The following is a 16,859-nucleotide window of genomic DNA, read 5'->3' as shown; positions in this document are numbered from 1 at the left end:
ATTATCATGAAATCAAATGATTTCAAAATTAGATCTGAATAAAAAATTGGCTGATTCAATAAAGCCCAATTAGATACTGTAAAAGGAGGAAAGGATACGGTGAAGAGGATATTCATGTGTTTTTGAAATTAATGGAATGATCATCGTACAGCCTCAATAATGATAGATCGGAATTTTTTAAATCAACTATAAACAATAACCAAAATGCTACTCAAAACTACTGATTTTTTTCTGCTGAGAACACCGGGCTTTTCGATTAATAATTTATTCGAACTGAACAATCATATTCAGGAAAGAGACATTCATGCAGTGAAGAAAGCATTCCTGAATGAAGAATTCCTGAAAGCAATTTATCTGTCTTCCCGATATTTTTACAGAGTAGCAATCAAATGGTTACAGGAAGAAACTTCTTTCGATAAAGAAGATAAAATTTTTAATACCCTGTATAAATATTATTCCAGAATCTGCACAAGGGCAACCCCTTACGGATTGTTTGCCGGATTTTCTACAGGAGATATTTCTGCTGGAGACACAAGGATAGAATTGGGAGAAAATCATTGGAATCCTCAGATAAGAGTAGATTTGCTGGCCTTGAGAAAAATTAAGGATTCCATTATTAACAATAATGAAAATTTTAAAAAGATAGTTTACTATCCGAATAATACTATATATAAACTTAATAGCATGATCCGATATGTGGAATGGGATAAAAACTACAGCTATTCCATCTCTGATATTGATGCTAATTTTATTCTGGAAAAAATATTACAGTCCGCAAAAGAAGGAATTACCTATGATGAGATTATAAATATCATCTTAGAAATCGAAGCAGAAGCACCGCAGGAAGATATTGATGCTTATATTGAGTTTCTGTTTCAAAATAAAATCCTTGTAGACAGATTACCTCCTTATCTTACGGACATTAATGATCCTGTGGTAGAATTGGAAAGGCAGTTCAATTCATATCAAATTGATTCGGACAGAACAAAGATTCTTAAAGAGATAAGACATATCAATAACGAAATAAACATTGATGAAATTGAGAAAATATATGAAGAAAATGAAGATATTCTTCACGAAAACCTTCAGCTTTTTCAGGTGGATTTAAAACTAAATCTTACCCAAAACTCGATCAATGAAAAAATAATCAAAAAGCTTACTCAAGCAGCTGTAGAACTGAAAGGTATTGCGGTGCATAAAGAAGTTGACGAGATCAGCACTTTTCACAGAAAATTCTACGAAAAATACGAAGGTGAAGAAATACAGCTGATCAAAGCTCTGGATCCACAGTTGGGAATCGGGTACGGTTTACAGACCAGCGGAAATGTGGAAGAAACACCATTGCTTCAAAATATATTTTTCTCTTATCCAAATAAGGAAATCTACCAGATTTCTCCTATTGTAAAAAGAATCCTGACTCATTATACGGATTTTCTGTCTGCTCAGAATGGTAAACCTATTGTTCTTACCAAAAAAGATATTGACAGTTGCTCAATAAACCAGGAGGATAAAGACCTTCATGAGACCTATTACTTATTTGGAGAAATTCTTTCAGCTTCTCCTGAAAAGATGGATGAGAATAATTTTAAGTTTTTCAACAAAGCATCTGCTGTTTCGCCGAATTACAATACTGTATTGTCAAGATTTGCTTACCATGATGAGAAATTACGATCCAGAATACAAGAATTGAGCGAAGGTTCATCAGACGTAATCTATGCTGAAATTATAAACTCTTCCAATGATCGTTTGGGAAATGTTTCATTAAGACCTAATTTTTATCCTTACGAAATTCCATACATCTCTGAAACCAAAGAAGACAAAGTGAAGATCAGCATCGATGACATTATGATCAGCATTAAAAACAATGAGATTGTTCTTCGGTCAAAGTCTCTGAATAAAAGGATACGACCCGTAATGTCCACTGCGTATAATTATCATCTGGATCAACTTTCGATTATCAGATTTTTAGGAGATATCCAGTATTATAATATCTACCGTGGCTTCAGATGGGAATGGGGCGCTTTGGAAGATAGTATATATCTGCCAAGAGTTGAATATAAAGAAATGATCCTTTCAGAAGCAAGATGGAGATTACTTAAAAAGGCATACACTGTTTCTGAACTTAAGACAAAGTTATCAGAATACAACATTCCAAGATACTGCAATATCAAAGAACTGGATAATGTTCTGCTTTTAGACACTGAAAATGAAGTTTGCCTTACTCTATTACTGGCAAAACTGGCAAAACATGATGTGGTGCTCTATGAATCCTTCATTGAATCTTCCTTTATCCGGAAAGAAAATGAAAAATATGCCGGTGAATTTGTTTTTCCATTAGTCAATGATGAGAAAAAAGAAAAAACAATAGTAAAAGAAATCGAAATTCCTAATGATGTAAGAAATTTTTACCCAGGCGAAGAATGGAGCTATTTTAAAATATATTGCAGCCATAAAATAGGAGATCAGATACTTACAGAAGTAATACAACCTTTTATTCAGGATATTTCTTCCACAGAAACACCTGCAAAATGGTTTTTTATAAGATATAACGATCCGGAAAATCATATACGATTCCGAATCAACCGCAAACTGGATCATCCTGTCATAGAACTTTTCAACCTCTATGCAAAGAAGTTCCTCGATCAAAAACTGATCTCGAAAATCCAGATTGATACCTATACAAGAGAAATAGAAAGATATTTATCTTTCGGAATAGAAGACGCAGAAGAGCTGTTCTTTTATGACAGCGAAGCTATACAGGAATTTATTCGGCTGAGTGATTCTGGTGACAATGAAAATATCCGTTGGATGACGGCTGTTGTGTCAATAGATATGTTGTTGGATGATTTCAAGATTTCCTCAAAAGACAGACTCACTATTTTTGAAAACCTGTATCAACAGTTCTTACCGGAATTTGTAGATGTTTCAACGAAAGAATATCTCAAAGGTTTCAAAACATCTATTGATGCCCAGTACAGACAATATCGTTACTTCTTTGATGAAGTGATTCATGAAAAAGATCTTTCCGGGATTCAATATTATATAGAACCGTTTATCAAAAGAGGAATCCGGACAAAAAACTTGCTTGAAAAGAAAAAGGATATTTCAGAAGAAGACCTGTTACAGTTCCTGAAAAACGCCATCCACATGTCTTTAAACAGGTTATTTTATACCAAAGCAAGAATGTATGAACTTTTAATTTACTTCTTTTTATTCCAGAGTTATAAATCAAAAATCTTAAGAAATGGACCCGCTAAAAAATACGCTCAATAATATCATAGCGATCATAGAACAGAAAAAAGATACCTTCAATGAACCCACTGTTGAAGGAGGCACGATGGGGGTTGCAATTTTCTATTACTTCTGTCATCAGTACTTTAATGAAGATCATTTTTTAGATAAAGCAGAAGAAATGGTTGAAAAATCAATTAACCTGATTTCTGAAATCTCTGAAAAGAATGAATTTGTACCCAGATTTACCGGAGATTCCATATCCAATGTTCTCGCAAGTTTCGGAAAAGGGTTGCTTTTTATTGAAAACAGGTTTGATTATGACTACGATTTCAGTTCCTATTATGAGGTACTGAGTGATACGCTACAAACACTTGCCGATGAAAGCATCAAACAGAAAGACTATGACTTTTTCAGTGGAGCATTATCCGGAGCCCATTTTTTCCTGAATAAATACTATCATTCAAAAGGACAGGATTTTGTGGCAGCAGCCAATCTTGAAAAAATTTATTACAGTTCCAAATCAGCGGCAGTACATTATAATGAAGATGAAATCTACTGGACAGCCCCGGCTTACCTCAACCAAGCCTATCTGGGACTTTCTCATGGTTCGGCAATGATGATCAATTTCTGGACAAAATTATATCAGCTTAATCTTATCAGCGGGGAAAATGAAGATGAGGTACGATGGCTTGATAAGGCAGTGAATTTCGTATTCGAAAGAAAAAGAAATATAGTAGACGGATATTTTCCTAACAGATTTCTTACTAATGAACAGGCCGGGAAAACTCAGTTTGCCATGTGTTACGGAGATTTAGGAATTCTATACTCTCTTTATAATGCCAATAAAACGATTCAAAATACTTCCTATCAGAATGATATTGAAGCAATGTTGCAGACAAGCAGTCATAGAAAAGTAGAATCCGAATATACATACGATGCCGGAATATTATACGGAGCCTCCGGGATTGCTTATATTTTTGAAGAACTTTTTGAAGACAGCGGAAAACAAGTATACGAAAACACCATGAAATACTGGGATGATCAGGTTCTTACCTACAGGACTCCGGATAATGATTTTATCTATGCTTTCAAAGATGATAAAAAAAATGAAAGTGCGGGATATTCCTTTGCTTGGGGAATAAGCGGTATGGGAATACGCCTGATGCAGGCTCAGAATAAAAATCTTCCTTCCATCAATGAATTATTATTAATAGGAATTTAAGCCATGAAATTTATCTCTCAATACGATCAGATGGACTGCGGTCCTGCATGTTTGTCCATGATTTCGAATCATTATGGGAATCCAATTGGAATGCAGTTTTTGCGTGAAAAAAGCTTTATAACCAAGGAAGGAGTTTCTTTATTGGGAATTAAAGGAGCAGCAGAAGATATTGGCTTTGATACTTTACCTGCAAAAGTTGAAGTTGAGAACCTGAATAACGAACTGATGCCTTGTATTCTTCATTGGAATCAGAATCATTTTGTTGTATTATATAAAATCTCAGTCAATTTCCTTACGCGTAAAAAGAGATATAAAATAGCTGATCCGGGGCATGGTCTGATCACTGTTTCAGAAGAAAGACTTAAACAGTCATGGTATTCTGATGACAATCAGGGAATCGTGCTTTTCCTTGATCCTACTAAAGAGTTCTTTGATTTCAAAGCTCCGAAAGAAGAGAAAATATCGTTCAGATCCATCATTCCTTATCTGAAACCTCATACCAAAAAAATAGCATGGATGTTCTTGTTGCTGCTTTTAGGGACACTTACAACCCTTATTTTCCCAATTTTAACCCAAAAGTTGATTGATGAGGGGGTTACCAAAAAAGACCTGAATGTCATTACATATATTTTATTAGGACAATTGGCATTTTTCTTTGGAAATATCATATTTGAAGTCATTAGAAACTGGATTACTCTTGTTGTTGGTACAAAGATCAATATTCAGATCCTCTCTGATTTTCTGAAAAAATTATTGAGACTTCCCATCAAGTTTTTTGATTCCAAGCTGACAGGTGATTTTAATCAGAGAATCGTAGATCATGATAAAATTGAAGTCTTTCTTACCTCACAGAGTTTACCGACGATCTTTTCAATCTTTACATTTTCTGTATTTTTCGGGATCTTATGGTATTACAGCTTTGAAATATTGGTAGTTTACATCATCCTCACTACTGTTTCTATAGTATGGTCACTGATTTGGATGAAAAAAAGAAAAATCCTTGATTACTTCCGTTTCCAGCAACGAAGCCAGAACCAGGAATCCATTTATGAAATGATCAATGGAGTCTCAGAAATGAAACTGAACCAATTTGAAGACTATAAAAGAAACGAATGGGAAAAAATTCAGGATAAACTTTTCAAGATCAATATGCGTATTCTGAAGCTTGACCAGTTGCAGCTTTCCGGGTTTGAATTCATCAACCAGTTCAAAAATATAGTTGTGACATTCCTTGCTGCTTACTTTGTGATTAAAGGCAATATGACATTGGGAGCTTTATTAAGTGTTTCCTACATTATCGGGCAGATGAATTCTCCTATCAATCAGTTGGTAACATTCTTCAGATCATTACAGGATGCAAAACTGAGCCTGTCCAGATTAAATGAAGTACAAAGCCATGATGAAGAGGAAAAAAAGGAGCATCTTCCGTTAATGCATGAAAAATATACCAAGCAAAATGGGATAGAACGAGGAATTTATTTCAAAGATGTATCCTTTCAATACGAAGGTCCGCAATCTCCATATGTTTTAAAAGATATTAATTTGTTTATTCCCGAAGGGAAAGTAACAGCAATAGTAGGAGCGAGTGGAAGCGGTAAAACCACTTTAATGAAAATGCTTTTAAAGTTCTATGAACCTGTAGCCGGGAGTATTCATTTTAATCATCTTGATATTAAAGATATTTCTCCATCAGATTTAAGAAGAAATTCAGGAGTAGTAATGCAGGATGGTTTCATTTTTTCAGATACCATTGAAAGAAATATTGCCACAAGTGATGAAAATATAGACTATGAAAGATTGGATAGAGCTTTGCAGACAGCTAATATTAAATCCTTTGTAGATGAACTTCCTCTAGGCTTGAATACTAAAATTGGCTCTGCCGGAAACGGACTTTCCGGAGGACAAAAACAAAGAATGCTTATTGCAAGAGCTGTTTACAAAAACCCACATTTTATCTTATTTGATGAAGCAACATCCGCATTGGATGCAGAAAACGAAAAAGTGATTCACAATAATCTTCAGTCCTTCTTTAAAGGTAAAACCGTAATTATTGTAGCACACCGTTTGAGCACCGTGAAAAATGCTGATCAGATTATTGTTTTAAAAGGAGGTGAAATTTCTGAAATCGGGAAACATCAGGATCTTGTTTATAAAAAAGCAGATTATTACAGCCTGGTAAAAAATCAATTGGAACTGGGCAATTAATATAACTTAGATTTTTCATAATAAAGGGCAACTTATTTTAAGTTGCCTCTTTTTGTTGAATTGTCACCCAAATTATAATGATATTTAACGAATATTATTTCATCTCTTTACCTTTAAAGATAAACTTTTTCCTGTTAAATTTGTATAAACTCAGTTCGCAATTTGTATCTTCTAATTATTACTCATGGAAAAAGAATTTAAACCCGATGCAATCATTATCGGTTCCGGCTTGGCAGGATTGGTTGCGGCAATGGAAATAACAAATGCTGGAAAAAAAGTAATGTTGGTAGATCAGGAAACCGAACAAAATATTGGGGGACAGGCTTTTTGGTCATTCGGAGGTTTATTTCTCATCAATTCTCCCCAACAACGAAGAATGGGAATTAAAGATTCCTATGAACTGGCTTTGCAGGATTGGATGGGAACAGCTGGATTTGACAGGAAAGAAGACTATTGGCCCCGGAAATGGGCAGAAGCCTATTTGAAATTCGCAGCAGGGGAGAAATATGAATATATTTCCAAAATGGGTATAAAACTCATGTTTATGGTGGGCTGGGCAGAACGGGGAGACGGAAATGCAAGTGGACATGGTAATTCTGTTCCAAGATTTCACGTAAGCTGGGGTACCGGGACAGGAGTTATTAAACCTTTCGTACAAAAAGCTTATGAGGCCAAGGAAAAAGGTCTGCTTCAGATGAAATTCAGACATAGAGTGACAGGCCTGATCCGGGAAAATGATACTATTGTTGGAATTCAAGGGGATATCCTGGAAGATGATGATAAAGATAGAGGAGTAGTAACCAACAGAAATGTTATTGATCAGTTTGAATATAAAGCAGATCAAATAGTCATAGCAACCGGGGGAATAGGGGCAAATCATGACTTGGTCCGTAAAAATTGGCCGCAAAGGTTGGGTTCACCACCCAAAAATATAGTGTGTGGAGTTCCTGCGTATGTAGACGGTAAGATGATCGGGATTGCTGAAAGTTCCGGAGCCCATATCATTAATCGTGACCGAATGTGGCATTACACAGAAGGTCTACAGAACTGGGATCCGATATGGCCCAATCATGGCATCAGAATTTTGCCCGGACCATCTTCAATATGGCTTGATGCATTAGGAAACCGGTTACCTGCACCTTTGTATCCGGGGTTTGATACATTAGGGACTTTAAAATATATTCAGGATACAGGATATGATTATTCATGGTTCATCCTCACCCAAAAGATTATTAAAAAAGAATTTGCCCTTTCAGGCTCGGAACAAAATCCTGATATCACCAATAAAGATTATATACTTTTCCTGAAACGGATCTTTGGGAAGAAAGCACCGGGCCCGGTAGAAGCTTTTAAAGAACATGGGAAAGACTTTATAGTTTCAGATCATTTAGAGGAACTGGTTCAGAAGATGAATCAGCTTTCGGGAGATCATCTGCTGGATTACAATGAAGTGAAAGCATTGATTGAGGCAAGAGACAGGGAACTGGATAACAAATTTTCAAAAGATACTCAAATTAACTATCTCAGAAGTACAAGATCCTATTTAGGAGACAAGCTGGGACGGGTAGCAAAACCACATAAAATATTAGACCCGGAAAACGGACCGCTCATTGCAGTACGGCTTAATATTCTTACCCGAAAAACATTAGGCGGGATTGAAACCAATCTTAATGGGCAGGTTTTGCAAGAAGACGGCAATATCCTCAAAGGACTTTATGCAGCGGGAGAAGTCACAGGGTTTGGCGGTGGCGGAATGCATGGCTACCGGGCGTTGGAAGGTACATTTCTTGGAGGCTGTATATTTTCAGGAATGAAAGTAGGAAAACATATTGGGAGCCTTTAAATTATTAGTAAATTTTTTGAATCATGAATACGTATTTCGATCATAAAGTAGTGTGGATCACCGGTGCGTCATCAGGTATTGGAGAAGCTATCATCAAAGAACTAGCTTCAAAAACCAAAGCAAAAGTCATTCTTTCTTCAAGACGTGAACAAGAACTGGAATCGGTAGCTCAAAAAGCAGGACTGGATAAAAATTCCTATGCCATCGTACCTTTAGATCTTGAAGACTATAAGAATGCACCGGCCGTAGCCTCAAAGGCCATCAAAGCATTTGGAAAGGTTGATATCCTTATTAACAACGCAGGTCTGTCCCAGCGATCTCTGGCAATAGAAACCGATATTGAGGTGGATAAACGTTTGATGGAGGTTGATTATATTGGAACTGTGGCACTTACTAAAGCCATTCTTCCTCACATGATTAAAAACGGAGGTGGGCAAATCGCTGTTGTGTCCAGTCTTATGGGAATCTTCGGAGCTCCTATGCGAAGTGGTTATGCTGCGGCAAAACATGCTCTGCATGGTTTTTTCGATTCTTTGAGAGCGGAACTTTACAAAGAAAATATCATTATCACTATTATTTGTCCCGGATTTGTGCAAACCAATATTTCCATGAACGCCGTTACCGGTACCGGCACACCCCAGAACTCAATGGATGATGCCACAGCTAATGGATTGCCTGTTGAAGTTTTTGCCAAGAAAATGCTTACTGTGATAGTCAGAAAAAAATCTCAGGCAGCAATAGGAGGTAAAGAAGTGTTGGGTGTATATCTCAAAAGATTTTTCCCTTCAATACTGGAAAAAATAACGCGTAAAGCGAAGGTGGTGTAAGCATATTAAACTGTAAAAAATACGTCAAGTTCTGGCGTTAGCCTTCATTATTTTTGTTTTATAATTAATGAATTCTTGTGAGAGTTCTAACCATTAATCTTAAAACAAAAAATTATGATTTACACAGAAGATTTCTTCGCTCCTGGGAATACTTACCCCAATGATAATGTAGTAGAGCTAGTTGACAGCTATACTGGTGAGCATGTAATCTATAAAAAGACTACTGTTGGAGTTCCGACAACTGGAGACGGTGACGGCGCCATTTACAGAAAAAAGGGAACAGACTTTTATAAAAGAGAGTGGACTGGCTATGTTAATATATTATGGTGGGGAATTGGTAATACCTTATCAGATTATACAGAAACCACAACAAGGATACAGAAAGCTGTAGCGCTCGGATATGATACCTTTTTTGATGAGATTTCAATTGTCATTAATGATTCGTTGCCTATTCAAAGCAACCAAAAACTATTTTCTAAGGGATGTAGTATTAAGCAATCAGGATTTGTAAAAGAAATTTTTAATTGTGAAAACAAAAGCAATATTTCTATTATCGGATTTAGCCTAGAAGGGCTTGGTACAGATTACCAACCGAGTTCAAGTTCAAAAGCGGTAGGAATTTTATGTTATGGTGCTCAGAATCTTATTATTGAAAACAATATTTTCAAAGACTTTACTTATTCAGGTGTTTCAGGGTTAAGGGATGTTAATCATCTAAGCTTTAACTTCAATAGAGTGGAAAACTCCTTTGATGTTGTATGGGCAGAAGTTAGTCCTGAATACCCGTTTGGAAAAAAAGATAATACAGGGATTACAGTAGGAGGGAAAAATATTTCCATTCTTAAAAACAGTTTCAAAAACACTTCTCAAGGAATTATTATTGCAGAAAACTCAGAATTTATATCCATTTCAGATAATGATATTGAGAATACAATCCTTGAGCATGGGATGTATTTGGACGCAGGTTTATCCAATCTCACTGTCTTAGGGAATAGAATAAAAAATACCAAAAAGATTGGTATTAAACTTCAGAATAATGATGCTAATCTTAACTATATCTGCAATAATGTCGTAATATCAAATAATGTAATCAGTGATACTGATGAAGGAGGAGACGGAATTCTTGTTAATAATACTTCTTTACAAGTAGATCCTATTACTCTTGAAATTATTTATATGCCTACTATTTTTGCAAAAAATGTGGTTATCTCAGGAAATATAGTTAAAAATGCCGGACAACATGGTATTAACGTAAGATTTATCGATGGTGGAGTAGTTGCTAATAATATGGTGAATGATAGTATGTATTCAGGAATTTATATTGCTTTCAACAAAGGAGTAGATATTTGCCATAATAATATCCATACTACACAGGAAAGTGGCATTATGATTGAGTCAAACAATGATTTTTTAAATGTTAATTCGAATACTATCGATAATCCCGGAGTTAAAAATGCCGGTGGAGAAGACTTTTTAACAGGAATTACGATTAGACAAACCGAAAATTATGAAATTGCTGTAAAGCACAATAAAATAAGGGGTAATACTATTGAGGTAATGAGATGGGGGATTTTTATAGAAGGGAATTCTGTTCCTAATCCTAACCACCCTGAAAACGATGCAAATCAAGAAACATTTGAAATTGAAAATAATATTATTTTGAAAGCCAAATATACAGATCTCAGATTTTTGAACGGCTTTACAAAATTAAGACGTTTGCGAGATAATTATAAAACAATTCAAAACTCTCCCGGCGAACAACCTTAGTCGATAAAAAGCGTCAATATGAAATTTTTCAAAATTTTCTTTCCCAATTAGGCTGGAATGCCCATAAAAGCTATATTTGCAGCCTAAATTTTAACTCAATGAAAGAACTAATCGAAAAAATCAACGCGGAATTTGAAGCTTTCGCTACTGAAGCCAACCAACAAGCAGAAAAAGGAAACAAAGCAGCTGGAACAAGAGCTCGTAAATCAGCTTTGGAACTAAGCAAATTGTTCAAAGAATTCAGAAAAGTTTCTGTTGAGGAGGCTAAAAAATAATAAGTAATCCCTGTCGAAAGACAGGGGTTGTTTTTTATATAATCATACTCAGCTGAACTCTTTTTCTCACTTCATCCACTTCCGTTACTTTTACCTGAACATGTTGATGAAGTTTTACCACCTCATTTGCATCAGAGACAAAGCCGTCTTTCAATTGGGAAATATGAACCAGTCCGCTTTCTTTAATTCCTAAATCCACAAAACACCCGAAAGCCGTAATATTATTAACGATTCCCGGTAAGACCATTCCGATTTTCAGGTCTTTAATAGACTTTACATTAGGGTCAAATTCAAATATTTTCGCAGCCTTTCTGGGGTCTAATCCAGGTTTTTCAAGCTCTTTTAAAATATCTTTAATTCCCAAAATACCGATATCGCCGGTGATATATTTGTCGGCTTGTATCTGGGAAATCTTTTCTTTGTTAGCAATTAACTCATGGGTTTTCATTCCCAGGTCTTTGGCCATTTTTTCAACAATTCCGTACGCTTCAGGGTGAACTGCTGAATTATCTAATGGATTTTTGGCATTAATGATTCTTACGAATGCCGCGGCCTGTTGAAAAGCCTTTTCACCCAATCTCGGAACTTTCTTCAATTGTTTCCTGTCTTCAAAGGGACCATTTTCCATGCGGTAATTCACAATATTCTCCGCCGTTTTCTCCCCAATTCCGGAAACGTAACTTAATAATGACTTGCTGGCTGTATTGATGTTAACTCCAACTGAGTTAACGCATTTCATCACAGTGGAATCAAGTTCATTTTTCAATTGAGTCTGGTCCACATCGTGCTGATATTGTCCGACACCAATAGATTTGGGATCAATTTTCACTAATTCTGCCAGTGGATCCGAAAGCCTTCTTCCAATTGATACAGATCCGCGAACGGTAACATCATAATTGGGAAATTCCTCTCTGGCAATTTTACTTGCAGAATAAACCGATGCACCTGCTTCTGAAACCACAAAAACCTGAATGGGCTTATCAAAAGCAATTTTTTTAATGAAAAATTCTGTTTCCCGGCTTGCTGTTCCATTCCCAATAGAGATGGCTTCGATATTGTAAGCATTCACCATAGAACGGATTTTTTTCATTGCCATTCCTGTTTCATTTTGGGGAGCATGAGGATAAATGGTTTCATTATGGAGTAAATCTCCTTTTTCATCCAGACAAACTACTTTACAGCCGCTTTTGTATCCCGGATCAATAGCCAGGATCCTTTTTTCTCCTAATGGCGGAGCTAATAAAAGCTGGCTTAAGTTTTCGGAAAATATCTCAATAGCTTTTTTGTCGGCTTTTTCTTTGGCTTCCTGTAATGCTTCATTGGAAATAGCAGGTTCCAGTAATCTTTTGTAGCTGTCTTTTATTGCTAGTGAAATTTGCTCAGCACTTTCATTATTAGATTTGATGATCGCACTTTCTATAAATTCAATGGCTTCTTCTTTGTCAATGCCTACATTAGTTTTAACAAAACCTTCAGTTTCAGCTCTCAACATGGCAAGAAGTCTGTGAGATGGAGTTCTGTTCAGATTTTCTTCCCATTCAAAATATTGGGAAAACTTTTGAGCACCTTCTTCCTCTTTTTTAGCTTTTACCACTTTAGAAGAGATCACGGCTTTTCGTTGAAACAAACGACGGAGATTCTTACGAACATACATGTTTTCATTGATCCATTCCGCCATAATATCTCTTGCTCCCTGTAGGGCTTCTTCTTTAGAAGAGACCTCATTATTCAAATACTTTGAGGCCAAAAACATGACATCGTTGTTTTTCTGGCTCATGATGATTTTAGCTAAAGGTTCCAATCCTTTTTCTTTGGCGGTATCTGCTTTGGTTTTCTTACGTTTTTTGAAAGGTAAGTATAGATCTTCAAGCTCTTGAAGGTCAAAGCTTTCCTCTATTCTTTGTTTAAATTCAGGAGTTAAAGCATTTTGTTCTTCAACAGATTTTAAAATGGTTTCTTTTCTTTTGATGATTTCCTCAAACTGTTTATTAAGCTTTGAGATCTGTTCTATCTGTGTTTCATCCAGATTTCCGGTCATGTCCTTTCTATAACGTGCTATAAAAGGAACAGTGCAGTCTTCAGATAAGAGTTGAAGTGTATTATTGATGCTTTTTTCGGAAATGTTCAGTGTTTTCTGGATGAATTGAATCGTGTTCATTGAATAAATTTGAATGGGCTAAAATAGGGATTTTAATATCGAATATAAATAGTAGGATTTATTTTCATTTCTTGATATATGATAAGACGATGAAATATTTGATTTTTCTATTTTTGACGTTATAAAATTATAAGCATAACTTTTTAACAAGAATAATATGAAAAAACTTAGTGTTATTGCATTAGTAGCTGTAGGATTATTAGCAGCATCATGTAACAAAGACAAGGCAGCAGAAACAGCGGCTACCACTACTGAACAAAAAGTGGCGGAAGGTACAGGTGAAGTTTTACCTGTGGATGTAGCAACTTCTGTAGTGAACTGGAAAGCATTCCATAAAGGAGGCTTTGCTCCGCGTTGGGGAACAATCAGTGTAAAATCCGGTGAATTAAATGTGGAAGGCGGACAGCTTACGGCGGGTAACTTTATTATTGATATGAGCTCTATTAAAGTAGATCCGGCTTCAGTAACGGAAAAAGATAAAAAACCTGCGGATCTGGAAGCTCACTTGAAGAACCCTGATTTCTTTGATGTGGCAAAAAATCCTACTTCAGATTTCAAAATTACAAGTGTTGCAGATTTAAAAGAAGCACCTAAAGATGCTGTTGCCGGAGCTAATAAAACCGTAAGCGGAAATCTTACTTTATCAGGAAAAACTGTTAATGTAACTTTCCCTGCAAAAGTAGATGTTGTGGATAACTCAGCTTCTATCCAGGCTAAGTTTACTGTAAACAGAGCAGATTGGGGAATCAAATTCGGTACTGATGAAGCAGATCCTGCAGAATGGATGATCAGCAAAGATATCGAAATTGCTGTAGATGTTAAAGCTAAAAAATAATTTGCCTTAATAATAAAATAAAAAGCCACCTCAAAAAGGTGGCTTTTTTATGTATCCAAGTTAAAAATGATCTTTAAGGTCTTGTTTCGTGATAATATAAAGGTGTATCATTTTCATCAAATCCTATCACAAGTAGGGTATGGCTTTTTGTATCATCATTGTTATAAAACTTTACTGTTGTAGGTTCATTAGCTTTTGTTTCCAGATAAGGGTTCCAGTAAAGGGTAGTTCTGGTATCTTTTGCAATATTCTTTAAACTTACATTCTCATAAACTGCATTATTGAAAACAGCTTCTTTATCATAGCCGTTTAAGGTAATGTATTTTAATCCGGGTAAAAGTTTTAATTCTTCTTCAGACAATTTGATATCTCCGCCCTGACGTGTATAAATTGCAATGGCTTGAACGCCGCCGCCTGGACCTGCTCCCGAAAAATAATCTTTGATTACTTTGATCATGGCAACATCCGCAACTGAAATATTGGTTACCAGGCTGGGATCAATTTTCACTTCATTAAGGAATATAGGAGTTACACCTCCTCTGAGTATAGGAACATAGGATCCATTCTGCATTTGCAGCCGAAAACCGGCTACTCTGCCTTCTAAGAACTGTAAAATATTACTTCCGGCAACTAAAGCTTTATTATCATTGACGAAATCAAAAATCTCTTCATTGTTACTTCTGAATAAAGAGCTGCTCAATTGTTGATTCAATTTTCTTTTATCATCTTTTCTTTGTCCTTTCAGGATGATTTCTTCAATAGTATTGGTCTTTTCATTAAGTGATTTCTGAAAGTTCTTGGTTTCTACAGCTTTTGCCACTTCTGTTGGCAGAGGATCATTAGATGGGCGTTCAACCAATTGAAAACCACCTGCCGGAAGATTGCTTTTATAAGGAATAAATGCATAAGATGGCTGGACATATGCATTAACCGGATGAGATGTTTTTTGTTTACCGCTCAATTGATAAAAGAATTTCATGGTTCCTTCAAAGATTAGATTATTGAAGGTGAAATTTCCCGAAGCGTCAGTAGATACCTGGTATAATTTTGTTCCGCTATCCTGATCGGTTTTAGAAATAAAATTCAAATCGGAGCTTCCGCTAGGCTGTCCGGATATTTTTCCTTTATAAGATAAATAGGATTCAGGAGTATATTTTATAGCGGGATAGCTGCCTGAAATAAGAGTATTCCAGTCAAAGCGTTTCCATTTTTCAGAGATAAGTAATGCATCCAGAGCTTCTGCATTATGATTTTTAGCAAAATACTGTGCCGGAGTATATATTTTGGAAGTAATATCTCCGGTCAGCCATAAGGTGCTTAAAAGACTTCTTTCTTCTTCCGCATCCTGAGATTCACCGTCAAGAACGACTACTGAATAACTGGAATAGCTTGGATTTTTTGCAATAGTAAAGGTATTGGCTTCATGAGGGGTATCATTTAGAGATGTATACTGAACAGATGGCTTGTTAATCTTTAATGATTCAGGTTGTACAAAGCAAAGCCTTTTGGCAACTACTTGTTCTTTATCATCAAAAACGGTCAGTTGTAAAATCCCATTCACGAGTTTATCAGTAGGAATAGAATAAACAGCTTCATTTGATAAATTATGTATTTGCGCTTTATAAACCAGTTGATTATTAATAGTCCCTAAAACCTTATAAGATGAATGTTGGTAATTTTTTGATTTTATAGAATAGGTAATTGCATTTGTTTTGCTTTTAACTTGCAAATTGATGCCGGAAGCAGAAATAGTAGGTAAGTCAATATTCTGTTTAATTCCTTTATCATCCTGAACAATAAGTTGATATCTTCTACCACTTTTAGGAGTAAGACTGAATGCTCCTACATTCTGATCAAAGCCTTTGAAGCTGGCAATTTTTACATCCGGATTCTCAGAATCTATTACATAGCCATTCCAATCAGAAGGTGTAATACCGTTGGATTGTAAACGAACAGCAAATTTGGTATTGATTCCGTCTATAAAAGTTCCGCTTTCAGGGAAAACTGTTGCCGTCCAAGGCGAAGTAGTGTCGGAAACCAATTTTTCATTTGAAGATGGATTGTAAACCGCGATGGGCTGTATCAGTTGAAAATCTTCATTGAAATTAGCCATCCATGTAGTGTAAGCTCTGATATAATATACATCTTCTTTCAGCGTTTCAGGGAGACTAAGACTTCCGCTGCCTTCTCCATTGTAAAGGGGAAATATAGTTTTACTTATTGGGGTTTTATTGCGGTCATATAATTCTACAAATAAATTGCTTGAAATAGTAGAACGATTATATCCATCAAATACAAAAGATTTAAACCAAAGATTTTCTCCAGCTACATAGCTACTTTTATTAAAAAGTAAATGTATTTTTTCCTGTGGATATTTTTGTTCAAAGTTTTGGAGAGCCTGTTCAGCTTTATCTTGTGCATTAGAATAGCTTATAAAACCTAACGCAATCAAAAAGATCAATTTTTTTGACATGGATGTTTTTATCGTGTTTT

10 protein-coding genes are annotated in these 16,859 nt (G+C 35.7%); 8 read left to right on the top strand and 2 right to left on the bottom strand.

Going from position 1 to position 16,859, the window contains the following annotated elements:
* Nucleotides 1-204: 204 nt before the first annotated feature.
* The 7 genes from EGI05_RS03880 to EGI05_RS03850 all read left to right on the top strand — a co-directional run bounded on the left by EGI05_RS03880 (nt 205) and on the right by EGI05_RS03850 (nt 11,373).
* On the top strand, nt 205-3,273 hold the full coding sequence (locus EGI05_RS03880; protein ID WP_123261740.1) for a lantibiotic dehydratase: 3,069 nt from the start codon (nt 205-207) through the stop codon (nt 3,271-3,273).
* Entirely contained in the window at nt 3,245-4,456 is a 1,212-nt protein-coding gene (locus EGI05_RS03875) for a lanthionine synthetase LanC family protein (RefSeq protein ID WP_123261739.1), read from the top strand. The genes EGI05_RS03880 and EGI05_RS03875 overlap by 29 nt, the downstream gene beginning before the upstream one ends.
* A 3-nt stretch (nt 4,457-4,459) precedes the next feature.
* A complete protein-coding gene (locus EGI05_RS03870) occupies nt 4,460-6,661 on the top strand; it encodes a peptidase domain-containing ABC transporter (RefSeq protein WP_123261738.1) in 2,202 nt (733 codons plus the stop codon).
* Between the two features lie 184 nt (nt 6,662-6,845).
* A complete protein-coding gene (locus EGI05_RS03865) occupies nt 6,846-8,504 on the top strand; it encodes an FAD-binding dehydrogenase (RefSeq protein WP_123261737.1) in 1,659 nt (552 codons plus the stop codon).
* A gap of 23 nt (nt 8,505-8,527) precedes the next feature.
* Nucleotides 8,528-9,331 (top strand): SDR family oxidoreductase, encoded by an 804-nt coding sequence (locus EGI05_RS03860; protein ID WP_123261736.1) that lies wholly within the window; start codon nt 8,528-8,530, stop codon nt 9,329-9,331.
* Nucleotides 9,332-9,445: 114 nt separating this feature from the next.
* Nucleotides 9,446-11,098 (top strand): right-handed parallel beta-helix repeat-containing protein, encoded by a 1,653-nt coding sequence (locus EGI05_RS03855; RefSeq protein WP_123261735.1) that lies wholly within the window; start codon nt 9,446-9,448, stop codon nt 11,096-11,098.
* Nucleotides 11,099-11,196: 98 nt separating this feature from the next.
* Entirely contained in the window at nt 11,197-11,373 is a 177-nt protein-coding gene (locus EGI05_RS03850; RefSeq protein ID WP_040994607.1) for a histone H1, read from the top strand.
* A gap of 34 nt (nt 11,374-11,407) precedes the next feature.
* On the opposite strand, the gene EGI05_RS03845 is transcribed toward EGI05_RS03850, so the two are convergent.
* On the bottom strand, nt 11,408-13,531 hold the full coding sequence (locus EGI05_RS03845) for a Tex family protein (protein ID WP_123261734.1): 2,124 nt from the start codon (nt 13,529-13,531) through the stop codon (nt 11,408-11,410).
* Between the two features lie 157 nt (nt 13,532-13,688).
* On the opposite strand from EGI05_RS03845, the gene EGI05_RS03840 reads away from it, so the two are divergent.
* Nucleotides 13,689-14,366, top strand: coding sequence for a YceI family protein (locus EGI05_RS03840; RefSeq protein WP_123261733.1), 678 nt, complete (start codon nt 13,689-13,691; stop codon nt 14,364-14,366).
* Nucleotides 14,367-14,439: 73 nt separating this feature from the next.
* On the opposite strand, the gene EGI05_RS03835 is transcribed toward EGI05_RS03840, so the two are convergent.
* Nucleotides 14,440-16,839, bottom strand: coding sequence for a hypothetical protein (locus EGI05_RS03835; protein WP_185144953.1), 2,400 nt, complete (start codon nt 16,837-16,839; stop codon nt 14,440-14,442).
* Nucleotides 16,840-16,859: the final 20 nt, after the last annotated feature.

It is taken from the genome of Chryseobacterium daecheongense, assembly GCF_003729955.1.
Taxonomy (GTDB): Bacteria; Bacteroidota; Bacteroidia; order Flavobacteriales; family Weeksellaceae; genus Chryseobacterium; species Chryseobacterium daecheongense.
This window is presented reverse-complemented; position numbering and strand designations above follow the sequence as displayed.

What these genes read in the sequence shown, in the direction of transcription:
- EGI05_RS03880 (WP_123261740.1), top strand. Translation starts at nt 205, where the DNA reads ATGCTACTCAAAACTACTGATTTTTTTCTGCTGAGAACACCGGGCTTT.
- EGI05_RS03875 (WP_123261739.1), top strand. Translation starts at nt 3,245, where the DNA reads ATGGACCCGCTAAAAAATACGCTCAATAATATCATAGCGATCATAGAA.
- EGI05_RS03870 (WP_123261738.1), top strand. Translation starts at nt 4,460, where the DNA reads ATGAAATTTATCTCTCAATACGATCAGATGGACTGCGGTCCTGCATGT.
- EGI05_RS03865 (WP_123261737.1), top strand. Translation starts at nt 6,846, where the DNA reads ATGGAAAAAGAATTTAAACCCGATGCAATCATTATCGGTTCCGGCTTG.
- EGI05_RS03860 (WP_123261736.1), top strand. Translation starts at nt 8,528, where the DNA reads ATGAATACGTATTTCGATCATAAAGTAGTGTGGATCACCGGTGCGTCA.
- EGI05_RS03855 (WP_123261735.1), top strand. Translation starts at nt 9,446, where the DNA reads ATGATTTACACAGAAGATTTCTTCGCTCCTGGGAATACTTACCCCAAT.
- EGI05_RS03850 (WP_040994607.1), top strand. Translation starts at nt 11,197, where the DNA reads ATGAAAGAACTAATCGAAAAAATCAACGCGGAATTTGAAGCTTTCGCT.
- EGI05_RS03845 (WP_123261734.1), bottom strand. Translation starts at nt 13,531, where the DNA reads ATGAACACGATTCAATTCATCCAGAAAACACTGAACATTTCCGAAAAA.
- EGI05_RS03840 (WP_123261733.1), top strand. Translation starts at nt 13,689, where the DNA reads ATGAAAAAACTTAGTGTTATTGCATTAGTAGCTGTAGGATTATTAGCA.
- EGI05_RS03835 (WP_185144953.1), bottom strand. Translation starts at nt 16,839, where the DNA reads ATGTCAAAAAAATTGATCTTTTTGATTGCGTTAGGTTTTATAAGCTAT.